The sequence below is a fragment of the Acidithiobacillus sp. 'AMD consortium' genome (assembly GCF_008926505.1).
Classification (GTDB): Bacteria; Pseudomonadota; Gammaproteobacteria; order Acidithiobacillales; family Acidithiobacillaceae; genus Acidithiobacillus; species Acidithiobacillus ferridurans.
The window spans coordinates 2,845,487-2,862,772 of record NZ_CP044411.1 but is presented as its reverse complement, the minus strand read 5'-3'; the positions used below and the strand labels follow the sequence as shown (position 1 = coordinate 2,862,772).

The following is a 17,286-nucleotide window of genomic DNA, read 5'->3' as shown; positions in this document are numbered from 1 at the left end:
GACTGGTTGGACGAAGCCTCACTTTTGAAAGTAGTTCTCTGGCCAAAGCCTTTCTGGAAGATACCTTCGGATCATGTCCGCTTGCGATTGATATCCCCTCGCCTCAAGTTCTCGCACGAAATGTGGCCACGGTGGAATGTTGCTCATGTAATGAGTCACCCGCTCCCGTGTACATGCCGCCTCCAACACCGGTGTAAAGACCTCCACCCACGCCCGTGTAAAGGCCACCTCCGACACCCGTGTAGGCGCCACCGCCAACTCCCGTATACATCCCACCACCTACTCCGGTATAGGCGCCGCCGCCAACCCCGGTGTATTGATTCCGGGGCCATACATTCACTGTCATGTCGTGTCCTTTCCTAGGCTTGAGGGCCTAACGCTCGCCATAACCGGCGGGCAAAAGCAGAGCGAAGCGGCGCTTTTGCCCGTCCGCGTTGATGGCGTTGTTAGGGTGCGACACTTTTCGCACTCCTACTAACCGACAAAGCACGCTCTTTTCTCCGAATATTAGTTGCATAGCTTTTCTCACCCCATTTCTGGGTCAGCGGCCAGATAAAAGCGTACCAAGGCACGGGAATGCCCCATATTTTCCCATATCGCCTTGGCTTGTTTTTTCGTTCGACACTATGTCCAAGATGAACATCGGCCAGGATAATGCCTTCCTCGTCGCCAAGCTCTGCTTTTACCGCGCCATCGTAATCAACGATCGACGACAACCCTGGAAAACTGCTTTTCAAATACGGCAGGTTTCCGGGAAGATCGGTTTCCAAAGGGCCGACTCTATTTGCCATGACTACAGGCACCCCAAGGGTTTTTGCAAATATCGCCCGGCCATTAATCAGCATGTCCTCGAACCTCTTGACGTCTCCCGGAATAAACGGTTTTGGTCTACCTGCAGCAGCGGGTGATAACGCTAGATCGACATTTTCGCCATGAAGAAAACACATCTGGTCGTAAAGAAGATTCTCGTAGCAGATACCCACGCCAATTCGGCCAATCTCTGTTTCAATAACGTGGGGATCAGAACCGGCCTTGTAAAAATAGGCCTCTATCGAGGCCGGTGGGTTTTTGCGCACTCTACCAATGAGCTTACCTTCAGGGCTGGCTAGCACGAATGAGTTATAAAAATCCTCACCTTCGGCCTCCAAGAAACTAAAGCCAAGGTAAATTCTAAAGCGTTTGGCGGTGCTTAATAGCCATTTAACTGAATGGCCATCAATGGTTTCTGCCGAGTTCCATATTTCCTCTGTTGCCATGTATCCGCTGGGCATCAATTCAGGCATCAGAACAAGTGTAGCGCCCTGTTCTGCTGCACTTGCGACCATGGCCTCAGCATGCGCCAAGTTATGGGCTACTTCTCCGGGGCGGCAATTCATTTGCACTGCGGCGATTCGAATTTTTGTTGGCATAGCAGAATCCATGGCTCTCTTTCACCCTAACGTGAATTCAACTGCACCGGGTTTGCAGCATAACACCCGACATTGCCGTATAACATTTCCGGATCTCCTCGGCTACAACCGTCCTACTTTTTTGATTCTACACCAATCCGCCCGAATTTGAACGACCGCATCCGCTGCATTCCTGTCGTTCGTAGCAGCAGGGCGAATGGCGGCGGCGGGTCGAATGATGTCATTCTGCTGCAGAGTGACCACTTCCAGTCTTAACTCGTTATTGGTGCTTTCGGAATGTGCATGGAAGTAAAAAATATTACGTTATTTACGCATGCCCCACAAAGCCAGAAGAGGCACGGGCATACGATTGGCCGCTTGAAACGGGACTGTCTACTATTGCCAAATATTCCAGGCTGACTTTACGAGTTCCTGTAGATAATCCAGCATTAAAATGGCGCGATGGGCAGTATCGGGGGTGAGTTCGCCTTTTGCCGATTACCCCACCAACCCCTCAGCCTGCTCAATAACCATATTCACCGCCCCTTCCTGCATATCAGGCGGATAGCCGTGTTTCCGTAAGACTCGTTTCACCATGCGCCGCAGATGCGCCCGCGCCTGTTCGCGGATGGACCAGTCGATGCGGGTGTTCTGGCGCACGGTATCGGCCACTTCCTTGGCGATGATTTTCAGGGCCTCGTCGCCCATGGCCTGCACGGCGGAATCGTTGGTCGCCAGGGCATCGTAAAAGGCCGCTTCGTCCTTGCTGAGGCCCAGCGCCGCATGACGCTGATCCAGCGCCTGCAAGGCTTTGGCCAGTTCGATGAGTTCCTGCATGACCTCGACGGTATCCACTGAGCGGTTGTGGTACTTGCGCAGGGCTTCTTCCAGCTTTTCCGAGAAGGCTTTACTCTGGATCAGGTTGCCCTTGCCTTCCTTGCGTACCGTGTCTTGCAGCAGACGGCGCAGCATTTCCAGCGCCAGATTCTTTTCGGGCATGGCCTCGATCTGGTGGATGAATGTATCGGACAGCAGGGATATTTCGCTTTTGGGCAGGCCCGCCACCGCATACAGGTCCACCACGCCTTCCGGGGCGATGGACTGGTCGATGAGTTGGCGGATGGCATATTCCTGTTCTTCCACCAGGGATTCGGCTTCGCTGGTCTTGTCCAGGGTGGCGCGGACACTCAGGAAGAAAACGATCTCGGTCCGGCAGCGTTCCACGATGTCGTCACCGGCGGCCAGGGTCGCCGCTTTCTTGAGGCCGGAGGTGGCGTTGCGAAAACGGCGCTTGAGGCCGTCTTCCGTGAGTTCCTGGGACAGAATGAATTCAGTGGCCTTGCGCAGGGTGGCCACCTTTTCGGACCCGTCGCCGGTCAGATAATCCTGATAGTCCAACCCATGGAAAATACTGCGGCAAATATCCAGCTTTTCCAGCAGCACCTTGATGGCTTCCTGCACGGTTTCCGCCGGATTGCCCTTGCCGCCGGAACGGGTGTAGGTGGCGATGGCGTTTTTCAGGTCCTGGGCGATGCCGATGTAGTCCACCACCAGTCCGCCGGACTTGTTGGTGAATACCCGGTTGACGCGCGCGATGGCCTGCATGAGCGTGTGCCCGCGCATGGGCTTGTCCACGTACAGCGTATTCAGGGCCGGGGCGTCGAAGCCGGTCAGCCACATATCGCGCACGATGACCATTTCCAGCGGGTCTTCGGGGTCTTTCAGGCGGTCGGCAATGGCTTCATTGCCCGCCTTGCTGCGGATGTGCGGCTTCCATTCGATGGGATCGCTGGCGGAACCGGTCATGACCACCTTGATACCGCCTTGCGCGTCATCCTCATTGTGCCAGTCGGGGCGCAGGGCGATGATGGCATCATAGAGTTCCACGGCAATGCGGCGGCTCATGGCGACGATCATGGCCTTGCCGGACAGGATGCTTTTCCGCTTTTCCCAGTGCTCCAGCAGATCGGCGGCAATCTGTTCCACCCGCTTCGGCGCACCCACTAGGGCTTCCAGTTGCGCCCAGCGGGTTTTCAGGCGTTCGCGGTTTTCCTGCTCGTCGTCTTCGGTGATTTCCTCAAAGGTGCTGTCGATGACCGGGCGCTGGTCTTCCGGCAGATTGAGGCGCACCAGTCGGCTTTCGTAATAAATTGGGACGGTTGCCCCATCTTCCACAGCCCGTTGGATGTCGTAGATGTCGATGTAATCCCCAAAGACGACCCGCGTATCCCGGTCATCCAGTTCCAGCGGGGTGCCCGTAAAGGCCACAAAGGTGGCGTTGGGCAAGGCCGCCCGCAGGTTGGCGGCGTACCCATCCAGAATCTCGTACTGGCTGCGCTGGGCCTCGTCCACCATGACGATGATGTTCTTTCGGTCGGACAGCACGGGATGTGCCGTCAAGGCATCGTTACGGTCTTTCTGGAACTTCTGGATGGTGCTGAAGAGGACGCCACCGGAAGCCCTTTGCAGCAGTTCCCGCAGATCACTGACGCTGTCGGCCTGTTGCGGGTCTTGCCGCAAGAGTTGCTTGCCCGCCGCAAAGGTATCGAACAACTGGGTGTCCAGGTTCGTGCGGTCGGTGAGCATGAGAATCGTGGGGTTTTCCAGGGCGGGATGTTGAATCAGCATTCCGGCGAAAAAGAGCATGGTGAGGCTCTTGCCGGACCCCTGGGTATGCCAGACCACACCACCCCGGCGGTCGCCGCCCATGCCTGCCGCTGCAAGGGTCGTCAGCAGGGCCTTTTGGGCGGCATGGAACTGATGATAGGCGGCGATCTTCTTGCTGAGCGTGCGGCCATCGTCGCTGAAGGCGATGAAATAGCGGATCAAGTCCAGAAAGCGGCTGGGTTCAAAAACCCCGTGAATCAGAAAGCGTAGCGGGTCATCCCCGCCTTGCATGAGTTCCTGCCCGTCGATGGTTTTCCACGGCAGGAAGCGTTCATAGGGGGCACCCAGACAGCCCACGGCGGCCTTGAGGCCATCGCTGATGGCCAGCACGGCGTTGTAGGCCATGAGGTTCGGGATATCGGCCTGATAGGTCTGTAGCTGATTCCATGCCTTGCGGATGGTGGCGTTGGCGTCCACCATGTTTTTGAGTTCAAAGAGGCCCAGCGGCAGGCCATTCAGGAAGACCACCAAGTCAGCCCGGCGATTCACCCGGTCATGGATGACGGTATATTGGTTCACGACCAAAAAATCGTTCTTTTCGGGATGGTCGTAGTCGAGCAGGCGGACGATGCTGCCGCGTTCTTCGCCGTCCACCATAAAGGCCACCCTGACCCCTTCCACGAGCATCTGCTGAAAGAGGCTGTTCTCGGTCATGAGTCCACCCACGGCGATGGCCTGCACCTGGCGCAGGGCTTCCTCGCGGATGTCCTTGGGGGCTTCTGGATTCAGACGATGGATGGCGGTGCTCAGGCGTTCCAGTAACAGGGGGTTTTCATAATCTGCCCGTTCGGGATGGTCGCTGTCAGGGCCGATGTCGGGGCCAAAGGCGTAGGTGTAGCCCATTTCTTTGAATAGGGCGATGGCGTGGTGTTCGATGGTGGATTCGTTGAGGGGGGTCATGTGGACTGCCCATTTTCCGGTGGCGAAGAAAGATTGAGGAACTCGGCGGAATAATTAGCGTCTTCAGGCGGAAGCGGCCATATTGGCTTAGACGGGTCCAGTCCGAGCCTAAACTCAACAGGTGGGGTGAGAGGGCGATTGAGCCGCCACTGATTCTTGCCGTCGCCGGCCAATGAAGGGTCCCGATAGCCTTTTGCAACTATGGAATGGAAAGTTTCCTTAGAAAACATACTTCCATATTCACAAATAATAAAATATGCATCGTTGACAACTTGGCTTGGTTCCATTCCAAAAAACAAACCACCATTTTCATCTAGCATATTCAGCGGCGGAATGTGTGATACAAATTTATTTTCCTCATTGGGTGGAAGGACATGTGTGACCATAAAATCTTTGGTGATTCGCCGATTATGTATATCGTTGATATGAAAACGCATGTTTATGGCCGGTCCAAGGCCCTTGTTACATACAAGAAACTCAATGTGAGGAGGGATTCCCGGGCCATGATTTGAACTTGGCGCCCCCATAGTTATGGCTTTGTTGAAATCTATAACATTGCTATCCTGCGTGATTGGAAAGCATAGTGGACGCAGTCGCTCTTTATGCTGTCTTTCGCTTTGCTGTATCAGGGCGTCGTTCTTTTTGGAAAGTGCTCTGTTTTGCTTGACAATTTCCTGATTATAGTTCGCCAGCCTTTTTGTCTGGTAAGCCATCCATGCTGTAACACAAACCAAACAAAATGTTACGAAAGCTGAGATGAACATAAGTATAGATGATAACGACATAGGCTACCCGGCACCATCATCTAGGCCAGGGACACGAATTTCACCAGATATGAGTTTAGGTAAAATGGCGTCGCGAAGACCGGATGTTTTAATAGCACATTCATATAAGGAATCGGTGGAATGTTTCATAAAATCGTGGATAGAACTAAAAACGTCTATTATTACTTTTGGCGGAATGACAGAAGGTATAGCTGCAAAATCGTCATAAGAGAGAGATTGTCGAACACTACCACTTGAAAAATTGGCAATCCACTGTTTGGTGGTTGCTAGGCGTAGGTATAATTTTATAAATTGTTGGTACCCTTCGACAGGACGGAAAACAACATAGACTGGGCTTGCCGCACCAAGAAAATGTGATTCAAGCATGCCTATTGATCCAATATTTATGCGAGAAGGGTTATAGGCAAAATCATACCACTCGACGGCCAGATAATTCTTTATGTCTTTGCTGTATACCCGTTTGGTGAAGTAATCGTCCGATATAGCAAGACGACCTTCGGTGACCGCTGACAGAACTTTGGCATCGCGGTTACCGATCCGTGCCGATCGCCGTGAACAAATATTGCCTAGCGAGCCGTCAACCCACCCTTCAGGAATTTCCCCCAATTCCGAGTCCACCAGCCGATTCGGGAACAGGTCCAGAATTTCCGGCGTGAGCTTCAGCCGTTTGCAGATGCTTTCTGGCGATTCCCCGGCCATCTTGGCGCGTACCGGATCGAAGTCCACGAACCACGACTGGAAGATGGCCTGCGCCATGGCCTCCAAGGTTTTCGCCGTCTTGCGGTTGTTCTCGATCTTGTCGTCAAGGGTGCCCAGAATGTTGGCGATGCGAGACATTTCAGATTTGTCATCAAACACGTATATCGGCATTTCTCTTAGAGAACCTAAGGGGACATACTGCTGTGTCGTGCCTCTGGAAATTTCCCTAAGATAATTTTGCGCGAAATCTGTACGAAGGTAATAGTAAAGCCATTTTCCGTCAGCTTCACTACGTGATTTGAAAAGACCAACATTCTTTATTGCAAAATGTGGTTCATTTTTAACTAAAGCAACCTCACCGATTGTGCCAATCATCGAAATCAACACATCCCATTGATTAACCTTGCTTCGCTTTACTATTTCATAATAATCATCCTCAGCTACTTGATAGCAAGCATTTATTTCTATCTGCCCTGACTTTAGGTGTTTCGATGTTACAAGGGGAAACCCTATATCTACGGGTTTGGGTGAATCATGGGTACCATCACGAACGGAAAGGCAGTAATCCTTCGCTTTAACACATTTAAGTTCAGGACTATTCTTTGACAGATTACTCACGCCACCCTCACATGCGGTACATCCCTTGCCGAGACGGGGCGGATTTCATCCTCTGCCAAGGTCAGCACCCCTAATGGATCACCGGCCAGAGTAGTAAACTCAACCTCAAAGGCTTTGCCGCCCTCATCGATGAACACCACGGACCCTACATCACCTTTCACCAGATCCTCATTGGGTCGGTTTTTCAGCAGGATGACGATGTCCAATCCCTGAATCAAGACATTGCCTGACGAAATATTGCTGGATGGGCTTTCATCCAGGTGCCTATGATTTACCCAAGGCATCAATAGCATTCTGTAATGTAAGACTTGCGCGGTCGTAGATGTCCAGTAAACCCTCATCCTCTTTAAACATCGCCAAGTGGTCTGTATGACGCATTACCTTCAAGTATTGCAGCCGTTCTCTTAGAGCCTCGATGGTCATATTTGTTGTATCTTCAAGAGCTTCCATGCAATCAATCAATTCCGCCCTGTTGGCGATGGTGTTTTCTTTGCAGCATTCCGGTAGTGATTCATTCATAGCGGCATCCTCAGCGGTCAAGTGAAAGCTACAGTTCTAACCCAATTATCTATTCATTTTTACACATCTCATCTTCCAGCCTGCGTCGTGGCTCAATCCTCAGATTCTGCACCCAGTTGAAGATACACCACAGACTCACCCTCGACATCCACGGCGATGATTTTGCCTTCCATCAGGGCGTTCAATTCCTTGGACGTTATGCGGATGAGTTCACCGCTACCCCATCGCTGCCCAAATACCGTATCCCCATCCAGAGGGTCCATGACCTCGTTGACAATCGCTACCCCACGGGTACGGTCCACGCTCATGATACCCCCTTAAATGACCTCACGGTCAGATCACTAGCCGCTTTAGTCCGTATGGTGCAATTCTTCCCGAACCACTTTGCGCACGGCATCCAGCAGGGATTCCCGTTCCATGGATTCCCGCAAAGTGCGGTTAATCAAAGTTTGATAACCACGACGCCCCGCCTTTCGGCGAAAGTAGTCGAGAACATCTGGGTCAATCAGCATGTTGACCTGTTTTTTACGTAAATGCTCACGAAAAGCGGCTTGGCCTTGTTCGCTATTTATGGATTCACCGCCCTTCAGCCAGCGGCCTTCCAGGTGATCCAGTTCTTTGCCGGTTAATTCCTCTGCGTCGTCTTCATCTAGCCAGGCGTTCGCGGTAGGTTTCGATTTCACGGTCATTACATTTCCTCATTGAAATAATCCGCCGGGTATCCCCTCTTTGAGTGTACACCACGGCAACCATTCGATTTTTCAGGAATCCGATACAAACGGTACGCGCTTCGCCATAGTCCTTGCGCGTATCGGGAAACTCAAAGGTGACATCGGCAAACACTTCTACACAATCTGCAAAGTCCAGTTCCCGGTGAGCGAGGGTGGTCTGCCGTTTTTCTTCATCCCAATCCAGCTTCATATTGATTATTATGTTGATGTCCTGTTTCGTCAAGGTGAGAAGGTTTAGATGTCGTACCCCAACAATCCGAGATTCTTCCGCATTTCCTCTTCCAGCCGCCGCCCTTCCGCCAACTGTTCCGATAGGTCTTTGGTCAGCCGTGCCATCTTTTCTTCAAAGGGTTCACCGTCGTCATCCATGGCCGCTGCCCCCACATAGCGGCCCGGCGTCAGGACGTGGCCATTCTTGCGGATGTTATCCAGGCTGGCCGCCTTGCAGAATCCGGGAATATCCGCGTATTCCCCGTCCCCATCACCCCGCCAGTTATGGTAAGTATCGGCAATCTTCTGAATGTCCGCATCGCTCAGTTCCCGATGGGTGCGGTCGGCCATGAAACCCATGTTGCGGGCGTCGATAAACAGCACTTCGCCGCTGCGTTCAAACAGTTCCTTGCCCGCCATGCCGCGTCCGTCATCGCGGTTCTTCGCCAGAAACCACAGGCAGACGGGAATCTGGGTGCTGTAGAAGAGCTGACCGGGCAGGGCCACCATGCAGTCCACCAGATCGGCCTCGATGAGGTTCTTGCGGATTTCGCCCTCGCCGCTGGTATTGGATGACATGGAACCGTTCGCCAGCACAAAGCCTGCAATGCCGTAAGGCGCCAGGTGGTGGACCATGTGCTGCACCCAGGCGAAGTTGGCGTTGCCGGTAGGCGGTATCCCATACTGCCAGCGTTTGTCATCCCGCAGCAGGTCGCCGCCCCAATCGGATATGTTGAAGGGCGGGTTGGCAAGGATGTAGTCCGCCCGCAGATCGGGATGCAGGTCTTTATGGAAGGTGTCCGCCGCTTCCGGTCCCAGGTCGGCCTCAATGCCGCGAATGGCGAGATTCATGAGGGCCAGCTTCCAGGTGTTGGGGTTGGATTCTTCCCCATAGACGCTGATGTCGCCCACCTTGCCGCCATGGGCTTCGATAAACTTTTCCGACTGGACAAACATGCCGCCGGACCCGCAACAAGGGTCATAGATGCGTCCCTTGTACGGGGCCAGCATGGTGACCAGGGTTCTGACCACCGATGCCGGGGTGTAGAACTCGCCACCGCGTTTACCTTCCGCACTGGCGAATCGACCCAGAAAATACTCGTAGACGCGGCCCAGGGTATCGCGGGCCTGATGTTCCGCCGTACCCAGCCCAATGGTGCCGATGAGGTCCACCAGTTCCCCCAGGCGGCGCTGATCCAGGGTGGGACGGGCGTAGCCCTTGGGCAGGATGTTTTTCAGATGGGGGTTTTCCCGCTCGATCTCGGTCATGGCATCGTCGATGCGCTGGCCGATGTCGGGCTGCTTGGCGGCGGCCTGCACCCTGTCCCAACGGCCCGACAAGGGTACCCAGAACACGCCTTCCGCCGTGTATTCGTCGCGGTCTTCGGCTGCGTAAGTCCCCGCCTCTTCCCGGATGATTTCCGCATGCCTTTGGGCAAAGCGGTCCGAAATGTACTTCAGGAAGATGAGGCCCAGCACCACATGCTTGTAGTCGGCGGCGTCCAGATGGCCACGCAACTTGTCGGCGGTGGCCCAGAGCTTGGATTCGAGGCTTTGATGACTGGTGTCTTCGGTCTTCTTCTTGGCTGGTCCGCGCGGCATGGTGTCCCCTTTTGATTCTTTGGGTGGTTATAGCACAGAACCCCCTCATCGTCAGGATTGGGAAGCGCCAAAAGGGGTACCAATAACACCACGAGGAGCGTCATGGCAGGATCCCATGACGAGCATCACGATCAGTGAACCCAGCAGCATGGCCCGCTTCGCGGGACATAGGGCAGCGCCGCGGTCACGGTGGGTTTCAATCACTTTCCCTCCCCAGCGGAAAGTTTGCCCTTGGTCACTGCCGGACTGTGATCCGGAGTCTGCCCCCAAGGGGGGATTTCCGGAAATGTCCCGCTGACAGAGCGTTACTGTTCAGCGTCATTCTTTCTCACCGGCCTGATAGGCATTTACTGGCGCATCTTTTTGCGCGGAATAGGCCTTGAGGTAGGTCATGACCCGCGCGTAGGATTTGACCCCCTTGCTGGCGATCCATTCCTGTTTCATCTGTTCGGGACCAGGAACCTTGAGCAGCGTGGTAGGCGTATAAGTGTCGGCCTTGCTCGGGGCGGGCAGACCCGCGCCGTTTTTGGTCTGATGCTTTTTGTACCAAGCCATTTCGTCGGCGATCAGGTAATGTCCGGTGGCGCCCGCCTCGCGACGCAGCAACGTGTAGTGATCGCATTTCCCCGCATTGAAGGTGACCGGCACCTGCATGGGCAGCACCTTGGTGGGCGCGAAGTCCGGATGGTCCGTCCACATCCCCGAGAAGACGCTGGCGTTTTGATCCCACTGGGACATGGGCGGCAGACCGAAGATGGCCTCGGTGGTCTTGAGGATGTTCACCTGGGAATAGAGATTGGTTTCGAGATAGCCTTTTTTCACCCAAGGGCCCACGGCGAGGGCGAAGGTACGATGGGCATTGATGTGGTCGGCGTCGGATTGTGCATCGTCCTCGGTCAAAAACACCACCATATGCTTCCACTCCGGGGTGGTGGACAGGTAATGAATGAACTTGGCCGTGGCATAGTCATTATTGGCCACATAGTAATCCGGCGTGTAGTAGCAGGACTGGCGTCCGGCCGTGTGATCATCCGGCAACCAGATATAGATGAAGTGCGGGAATTTTGAACCGGGATGGGCCTTGAGCCAGTTCACCGCCATCTTTTCCCGATAGGTGTCGAGGATCATCCGGTCCCAGCCGGGAAAGCCCGTCGCCAGATGCCTTTTCATGGCCGTGGAAATGTTACCCGCTTCAGAACGTGATACAAACTCCCCGAAGTCTTCAAAAGACACCCTATGATCCAGCAGGTCGTTGAAGAGAAAGAGGCGCTGGGGATAACTGATCCAGGGATTGGACCACTTGCCCAATGCCGAGAGGTTCTCATAGATGGCATAGGGATTGTCGACACCCAGGGGCACTCCACCCGTACCCGTCGCCCCGCCGGGAACCAGAGACTGGGTCCAGCCGGGATTGGCCACGAGTCCGCGCCCGGAGTAGTACTCCGGCCAGGTGCGTTGCACGAAATCCGAGTCCGAGGCGGCGGTGGTCCACTGATGGCCTTGGGCGGTCACCTCACCGTCGGCCATGAAATTCACGAAGAGTGTGTTGCGGTGGGCGAGGTGATAGAGGTTCGGCAGCTCTTGGGGTCCGTAGAGATCCAGATGCGGGTCGGCCCAGGCGCCTGCCGCCTGGTCATCGCCAAAATCCTCATCGAAGGTTTTGTTCTCGCGCAGGATGAAAACGACGTACTGGATATGCTGGCGCAGGAAGGCATCCGTTTTCACATCCTCTGCGTGACGTGTCTCCTGCTGCGCGGGAGTAAAGCCGTCGTTGTGCAAGCTTTCCTGCGTCCATGCGGGAAGATGGGACATGAGATGCTGAAGGCGGACCCTTTGCACCACGCCATCCATCATGTTCCCGACCCACTGGTGCTCCACATTGGGACCAGAGCCGAGCCCCTTGGCGGCGACGATGTACAGCGCATGATGCGCATGCGTGATGGCGGTGGGGTACCAGCCCGTGGGGATCAGTCCCAGGTTCTTACCGGTCTGATCGTTGTAGACGGCAACATCGTTGTTGCCGGCATTGGCCACAAAGAGTTTGCCCTCCGTAATGGTCAAACCGTCCGGATAACTGCCCGGCGGCGCATCAGGATAGGGGCTGTCGTTGATGAAGCCCTTTACCCGCAGATCGGGGCTATCGATCTCGGCTACCCGATCGATGTTGGCCAGTGCCACGAAGACATCGGGCGAATGGGGTACCGCCGCCAGCGCCGTGGGGTGCACACCTGCGGCCCTATGCTTAGGGCCGGTGGGCGGGCCAACCCGCACCGTGCCGAGCATCCGCATGGTGGCCGGATCCACCACCGCAACGGCATTGCCGCCCCAGAGGCTGACCACCAGCCTTTTCCCCGCATCGGCCAAGGTAACCGCAAAGGGATATGGACCCACATTGCGATACCGGGTATGTCCGGTCTGGATATTGATGCGGGCGAGGCTGTTGGACAGCAGGCCGGTTACGTACAGATGCCGGTTCCGTGGTCCCACGGCGATGGCGTCCGGATAAAAGAGTCGCGGCTTACCGATATGGTGTCCCTGGTATGCATAGGGATACTGATTTTTAGGGAAAGGCTGCCAGGCTAGGGGATAGCGGCGCAGCAATTTTGCTTTCCCACCCTGAACGCTGAATACCGCGACATCGCTGCTCTCGCCGCCTGCGGTATAGAGCACGTGGTCAGGTCCCACCGCCATGCCCTGGAAAAAGCTTTGATGGCCAATGACATCGCTATGCAGGTCGGTGACGTCCGTGGGCATCGGCGCGGCTTTCTGGGGGGCTTTTTTATAGGCCGCAATTTCCGCCACCCGATGCAGGGTGTGCTGATCATAGAGGGTGATGGTCTGCGCCCGGGTGGCTCCGTTCGCCATGGCCGCGATATGATCGCCCAAGGGCACGACCGCGGTCACAAAATTGGGGGCGCCATTGACCAGACCCACAGGGCTGACGATCCGCCCCGTGGGCAACACATGGGTCACCGAGCCCTGATTCGCCGCTTGAATATGAATCGGGCCGTTGATGTCGCGCGTGTTGGAAACCCCCACATCGGCAAAAGCCGGCACCGAAAACATCAACGCAGATCCAACAGCACATGCTACGATGGAATTCCATTTTTTCACGGCAGTATATCCTAGTCATTTATCGAGGGCGGGGCGGAGAGATGCACCACCACGTCAACCGCGTTCATATTATCACCTCATCCATACTAAAACTTCACCGTCACGCTGCCGAACACGAAGCGCGGCATGCCTTCCAGGACGGACAGGTAGGTATTGCCGTAATAATCGGTATTGCTGAAACCCTTAGGAAAATACCGGCGATTCAGCAAGTTGTCGATATTCAGCGCCAGTTTCACATTTTTCACATAATCGGCGTGGACCGGTATCGTGTCCTCTACACCCAGGTTCAGCATGCCCGGGGGTGATATGCACCTTGCCGACAAGAATAACGTAACAATGTGACACTATAATGAAACTAACATGACATTCTCATGACATTTCAATTCTTCTCATAAAAAATCCCGCTGGAGCAGGGTGAATAGAGAACGGAAAAGGCAGCACCACTACCTGACCGGCTGCAAGTAGGCCCATGCCTCATCCTCTTCCGGTTTCAACCAGTCTTCAGCCAGCGCGGATTCTGAAAGCAGCGCTTCTTCATCGCTGCCCCAATACCGTATCCCCATCCATGGGGTCCATGACCGCATGGACTATGGCCACCCTACGGTCTCGATCAATGCTCATGTCACACCACCACAATATTCCCGGTCCCTGCATGTTCCGGTCCGATGACGATCTGAATATCCCGGCCCAGCCGGGCCAGGCATTCCAGCATTTTGGCTTCACTGATTCCCCGGAATTGCCCCCGCAGCATCAGGGACAGCTTGGGTTGTGGGATACCCAGCAGTTCCGCTGCCTGCGATTGCGTAAATCCTTTGCTCTGGATCATGTCCGCAATACGGGATGCCAGTTGTGCCTTCAAAAGCATTTCCTCTGCATCCGGCGCACCGATGTCCGCATAGACATTGCCACTACTCATCTCGATGTTCATTCGATCACCCCCTTGGCGTGTCGCTCTGCCCATTTCAACCGTTCATGTATCTTGTCCATATCGGGTTTGGGTGTGCGGATGCCCTGCGTCGCTTTCTTCTGAAAGCTGTGCAGAACGTAAATTTTCTCTTGAAAGCGCACCGTATACACCGCTCGAAACGTGTCCCCCTTGAAATCTTCGACGATCTCAACCAGATCCGCCGAGCCAAAGCCTTTTAACGGTTTGGCTTGGGCATGTTTGCCGCCGATTTGCGCCAGATGCAGCGCATACCCAAAGGTATCCCGCACATCCTCGGGCATATCCATGAGATCTTTTTTGGCGGAGGCCACCCAGAATAAAGGACGTTGCGATTGAACCATGAGGTAGCTTATATCTTATTGGGTATAAATCGCAAATCCGTTTTCCTCATGGTGCCGATGAGGTCCACCAGTTCCCCCAGGCCGCGCTGATCCAGCGTGGGACGGGCGTAGCCCTTGGGCAGGATGTTTTTCAGATGGCGATTTTCCCGCTCGATCTCGGTCATGGCATCGTCGATGCGCTTGCCGATGTCCGGCTGTTTGGCGGCGGCCTGTACCCTGTCCCAGCGGCCCGATAAGGGTACCCAGAACACGCCTTCCGCCGTGTATTCGTCGCGGTCTTCGGCTGCGTAGGTACCCGCCTCTTCCCGGATGATTTCCGCATGCCTTTGGGCAAATTACTCGCCAAATGTAACCTTTAGGTTCATTTATACATATGGATCTATAGCGATAATGGTTTTGATGTTTGAGGCTATTGCATTAATTTCGCCGTTTGGAGTGAAGCGAGAATAGCTCGGGACAGGACACCTGATTTATTGCGGGACGTAACACCATTCCCATGCCTCACTTCTCGCAATAAGCATTTCCTCCAACCACCACCCTGCCCCTTTCCGTCCCGCCCCGGCCGACTACGGGTCCAGGGACGACCTTGGTGGCTAACGCCATGACTGGCATTGGCCGCGCCAGTGGGACGACATTCGTATTGATGAATACCTGCCCCAGACGCGCGCTATGGTAGCCCAGCGCCGCGCAATTCTGCTGTGCTTGTTTCCGGTACTGGCGCAGTCCCCGCAGCTCGGCAGTTCGCAGCGCCTTGCGTACGGCGGCGGAAGGCGCTGCATATTGCATCCCGACCAAGTGTAACCGGGATTGCAGCGTGCCCAGCAAGGGGAGCAACGCCGCCGGATCCGTGCTTTGCACGGCCAGATCTTCCCGTACCAGCCAGCGCGCACCGGTCTGCCCTGTCGCCTGCGTCTGGTACCCGGCGCTATGCCAGGTAATCCCAGGCACCGATTGCAGCCGGGCCTTTGCCCAGGACACGTCCTGATTGACCATGGCGGCCAACTTCGCCGGGCTTCTCCCCGATGCCTCCGCCTGCAGGTCGGCATGCAATACCGTCTTGGGCACCCGATAATGTGTTGTCACATGGAAATTCACGCTGGTGGGGGTCGGCGTCGGTACCTTCGCCACCGCCATGCCCGGCAACCCCAAAAGCAGCCAAAGGATATGCGTGCGCCTCATGCTGCCTCCGCCGCCTTCCGGTCCCGCGCAAATTGCGCTTGCAACACGGAAATGTCTGTCGGGTGGTTCAGGATCATGCCCATTTCTCGATTCCCCTCAAGTGACGAAAGACTTACGGCATTGTGAAGTATGAAGTAGGGCAATGTCATTGGGGCATCTCTAACTAGACAAATTTGAGATTGCCAAAGCGTGAATCTAATGCGCATTAGACTAACCGGCCTTCCTTCATATCTTCAAAGGCCTGGTATATTTCCTCCCGAGTATTCATGACAAATGGTCCATACTGGACAATTGGCTCATGCAACGGACGGCCCGCAATCAGCAGTAAGCGTGCACTCGTAAGAGCCTTGATATCCACACCGTCGGTTTCCGGGCTATTCTCAAGTATGGCCATGCGCTGGACAGGCACAGGGGTGCCGACGATTTCCAGGGTTCCGCGATATGCATAAAGAAAGGCGTTATCATCGGCAGGCAGTTGCTGCTTGAAATGTGTGCCTTCCGGCAATTGCAGGTCCAGGTAAAGCGGATTTGTGCGCTCCCGCGTTACTGCGCCAGTGACTCCATGACTCTCTCCGGCAATGACCGTGACGGCGACCCCTTCCTGTGTCACAAAGCGCGGCAAATCTGCGGCAGAGAAATCGCGATACCACGGCGGTGCCATCTTGTCCTGGTTCGGCAGGTTGAGCCAGAGCTGAAATCCCTCCATGACGCCTTTTTCCTGTTCCGGAATTTCCGAGTGAATCACGCCCCGCCCTGCGGTCATCCATTGCACGCCCCCGCTTTCGAGCAACCCTTCGTGTCCCGCACTGTCACGATGACGCATTTTGCCCGTTATCATGTAGGTGATGGTCTCGAAGCCGCGGTGCGGGTGATCGGGAAACCCGGCAATGTAGTCACCTGGATTGTCGCTACCGAAAGCGTCGAGCATCAGAAAGGGATCCAGCCGGTGCTGCAGGGATTGGTTTAAAACCCGGGTTAATTGAACGCCCGCGCCGTCAGAGGTGGCCTGTCCCGCCACAATACGCTCGATCGTCCTTGAGCGACGGACGGATTCCGATGGCAAGCCGATGTTCTCCATGGGTTATATCCTCCACTCTTGGGTCATTTCGACCACATGCCGCCCCTGACAACAGGCGATGGGCAGTTCGTTGTCACTGGGGTCAGGGCTGCCATCCCCTTTTCGGGGTGCGCGTTCGGCAATGGAACCGGCCATGGTGTCGATATGCCCCCCAAACCTTTGACATAGTATAGCATCAGCATTTTGCTCAATTTTGCTCATGATGGTCTCCCCTTGTTGGCCAATGTTGCTCAAGAGTAAAGACGGTTTGTATATATTGTAAAGTAGGTACCATCAGGTAACTACCAACAGGCGGTCCTGGAAAGGAGGGTGTCCTGAAATTGGTGTAAACGGCGTTTTCATTTGGCGTTGCCGCTGACCAACCCTATAAAGGGCCTGCTGGCGGCCTGGAGACGGTCCACTCTGTCGTAGGTTGCTATAATGGGAGGGGGTAAACTGGTTTGATACTTTCCGTGTGCCGGTTCCATCGACCACTTTCCCGGAACACGGGGTGCCCATGGTGGTATGGG

The 17,286-nt window shown here is 55.0% G+C and carries 17 protein-coding genes and 1 pseudogene; all 18 read right to left on the bottom strand.

The window, feature by feature from the left end; all coding sequences use genetic code 11:
- Positions 1-446: 446 nt before the first annotated feature.
- On the bottom strand, positions 447-1,421 hold the full coding sequence (locus F6A13_RS14885; RefSeq protein WP_126604774.1) for a carbon-nitrogen hydrolase family protein: 975 nt from the start codon (positions 1,419-1,421) through the stop codon (positions 447-449).
- 465 nt (positions 1,422-1,886) lie between these two features.
- Positions 1,887-4,955, bottom strand: a complete 3,069-nt coding sequence (locus F6A13_RS14880) for a type I restriction endonuclease subunit R (RefSeq protein ID WP_126604776.1) — start codon at positions 4,953-4,955, stop codon at positions 1,887-1,889.
- Positions 4,952-5,740, bottom strand: coding sequence for a hypothetical protein (locus F6A13_RS14875; RefSeq protein ID WP_126604778.1), 789 nt, complete (start codon positions 5,738-5,740; stop codon positions 4,952-4,954). Before F6A13_RS14875 ends, F6A13_RS14880 begins: the two co-directional genes overlap by 4 nt.
- A 3-nt stretch (positions 5,741-5,743) precedes the next feature.
- A complete protein-coding gene (locus F6A13_RS14870) occupies positions 5,744-7,057 on the bottom strand; it encodes a restriction endonuclease subunit S (RefSeq protein ID WP_126604779.1) in 1,314 nt (437 codons plus the stop codon).
- On the bottom strand, positions 7,054-7,263 hold the full coding sequence (locus F6A13_RS14865; protein ID WP_225981870.1) for a DUF4926 domain-containing protein: 210 nt from the start codon (positions 7,261-7,263) through the stop codon (positions 7,054-7,056). The genes F6A13_RS14870 and F6A13_RS14865 overlap by 4 nt, the downstream gene beginning before the upstream one ends.
- Before the next feature lie 58 nt (positions 7,264-7,321).
- Positions 7,322-7,576 carry a hypothetical protein gene (locus F6A13_RS14860; protein ID WP_126604785.1) on the bottom strand — a complete coding sequence of 85 codons (255 nt, stop codon included), beginning with the start codon at positions 7,574-7,576 and terminating at the stop codon, positions 7,322-7,324.
- Positions 7,577-7,668: 92 nt separating this feature from the next.
- The gene (locus F6A13_RS14855; RefSeq protein ID WP_126604787.1) at positions 7,669-7,884 is read right to left on the bottom strand and encodes a hypothetical protein; all 216 of its coding nucleotides are present in this window, start codon (positions 7,882-7,884) and stop codon (positions 7,669-7,671) included.
- A gap of 42 nt (positions 7,885-7,926) precedes the next feature.
- The gene (locus F6A13_RS14850) at positions 7,927-8,265 is read right to left on the bottom strand and encodes a BrnA antitoxin family protein (protein WP_126604788.1); all 339 of its coding nucleotides are present in this window, start codon (positions 8,263-8,265) and stop codon (positions 7,927-7,929) included.
- Positions 8,222-8,497, bottom strand: a complete 276-nt coding sequence (locus tag F6A13_RS14845) for a BrnT family toxin (RefSeq protein WP_126604790.1) — start codon at positions 8,495-8,497, stop codon at positions 8,222-8,224. The genes F6A13_RS14850 and F6A13_RS14845 overlap by 44 nt, the downstream gene beginning before the upstream one ends.
- 44 nt (positions 8,498-8,541) lie before the next feature.
- A complete protein-coding gene (locus tag F6A13_RS14840) occupies positions 8,542-10,119 on the bottom strand; it encodes a type I restriction-modification system subunit M (protein ID WP_126604792.1) in 1,578 nt (525 codons plus the stop codon).
- A 318-nt stretch (positions 10,120-10,437) separates the two neighbouring features.
- A complete protein-coding gene (locus tag F6A13_RS14835; protein WP_192796472.1) occupies positions 10,438-13,185 on the bottom strand; it encodes a bifunctional YncE family protein/alkaline phosphatase family protein in 2,748 nt (915 codons plus the stop codon).
- Between the two features lie 134 nt (positions 13,186-13,319).
- A complete protein-coding gene (locus F6A13_RS14830; protein WP_225981869.1) occupies positions 13,320-13,526 on the bottom strand; it encodes a TonB-dependent receptor in 207 nt (68 codons plus the stop codon).
- A gap of 329 nt (positions 13,527-13,855) precedes the next feature.
- Entirely contained in the window at positions 13,856-14,161 is a 306-nt protein-coding gene (locus tag F6A13_RS14825) for a helix-turn-helix domain-containing protein (protein WP_113527577.1), read from the bottom strand.
- The gene (locus F6A13_RS14820; RefSeq protein ID WP_225981868.1) at positions 14,158-14,466 is read right to left on the bottom strand and encodes a type II toxin-antitoxin system RelE/ParE family toxin; all 309 of its coding nucleotides are present in this window, start codon (positions 14,464-14,466) and stop codon (positions 14,158-14,160) included. Before F6A13_RS14820 ends, F6A13_RS14825 begins: the two co-directional genes overlap by 4 nt.
- Before the next feature lie 62 nt (positions 14,467-14,528).
- Positions 14,529-14,840 (bottom strand): annotated as a pseudogene (locus F6A13_RS14815) (DNA methyltransferase); the annotation flags it as partial.
- A 181-nt stretch (positions 14,841-15,021) separates the two neighbouring features.
- Positions 15,022-15,699: an SIMPL domain-containing protein gene (locus F6A13_RS14810; RefSeq protein WP_126604796.1), complete on the bottom strand. Its 678-nt coding sequence runs from the start codon at positions 15,697-15,699 to the stop codon at positions 15,022-15,024.
- Between the two features lie 205 nt (positions 15,700-15,904).
- Positions 15,905-16,777: a pirin family protein gene (locus F6A13_RS14805; protein ID WP_126604797.1), complete on the bottom strand. Its 873-nt coding sequence runs from the start codon at positions 16,775-16,777 to the stop codon at positions 15,905-15,907.
- A 3-nt stretch (positions 16,778-16,780) separates the two neighbouring features.
- Positions 16,781-16,978 (bottom strand): hypothetical protein, encoded by a 198-nt coding sequence (locus tag F6A13_RS14800; protein ID WP_113527582.1) that lies wholly within the window; start codon positions 16,976-16,978, stop codon positions 16,781-16,783.
- Positions 16,979-17,286 lie beyond the last annotated feature (308 nt).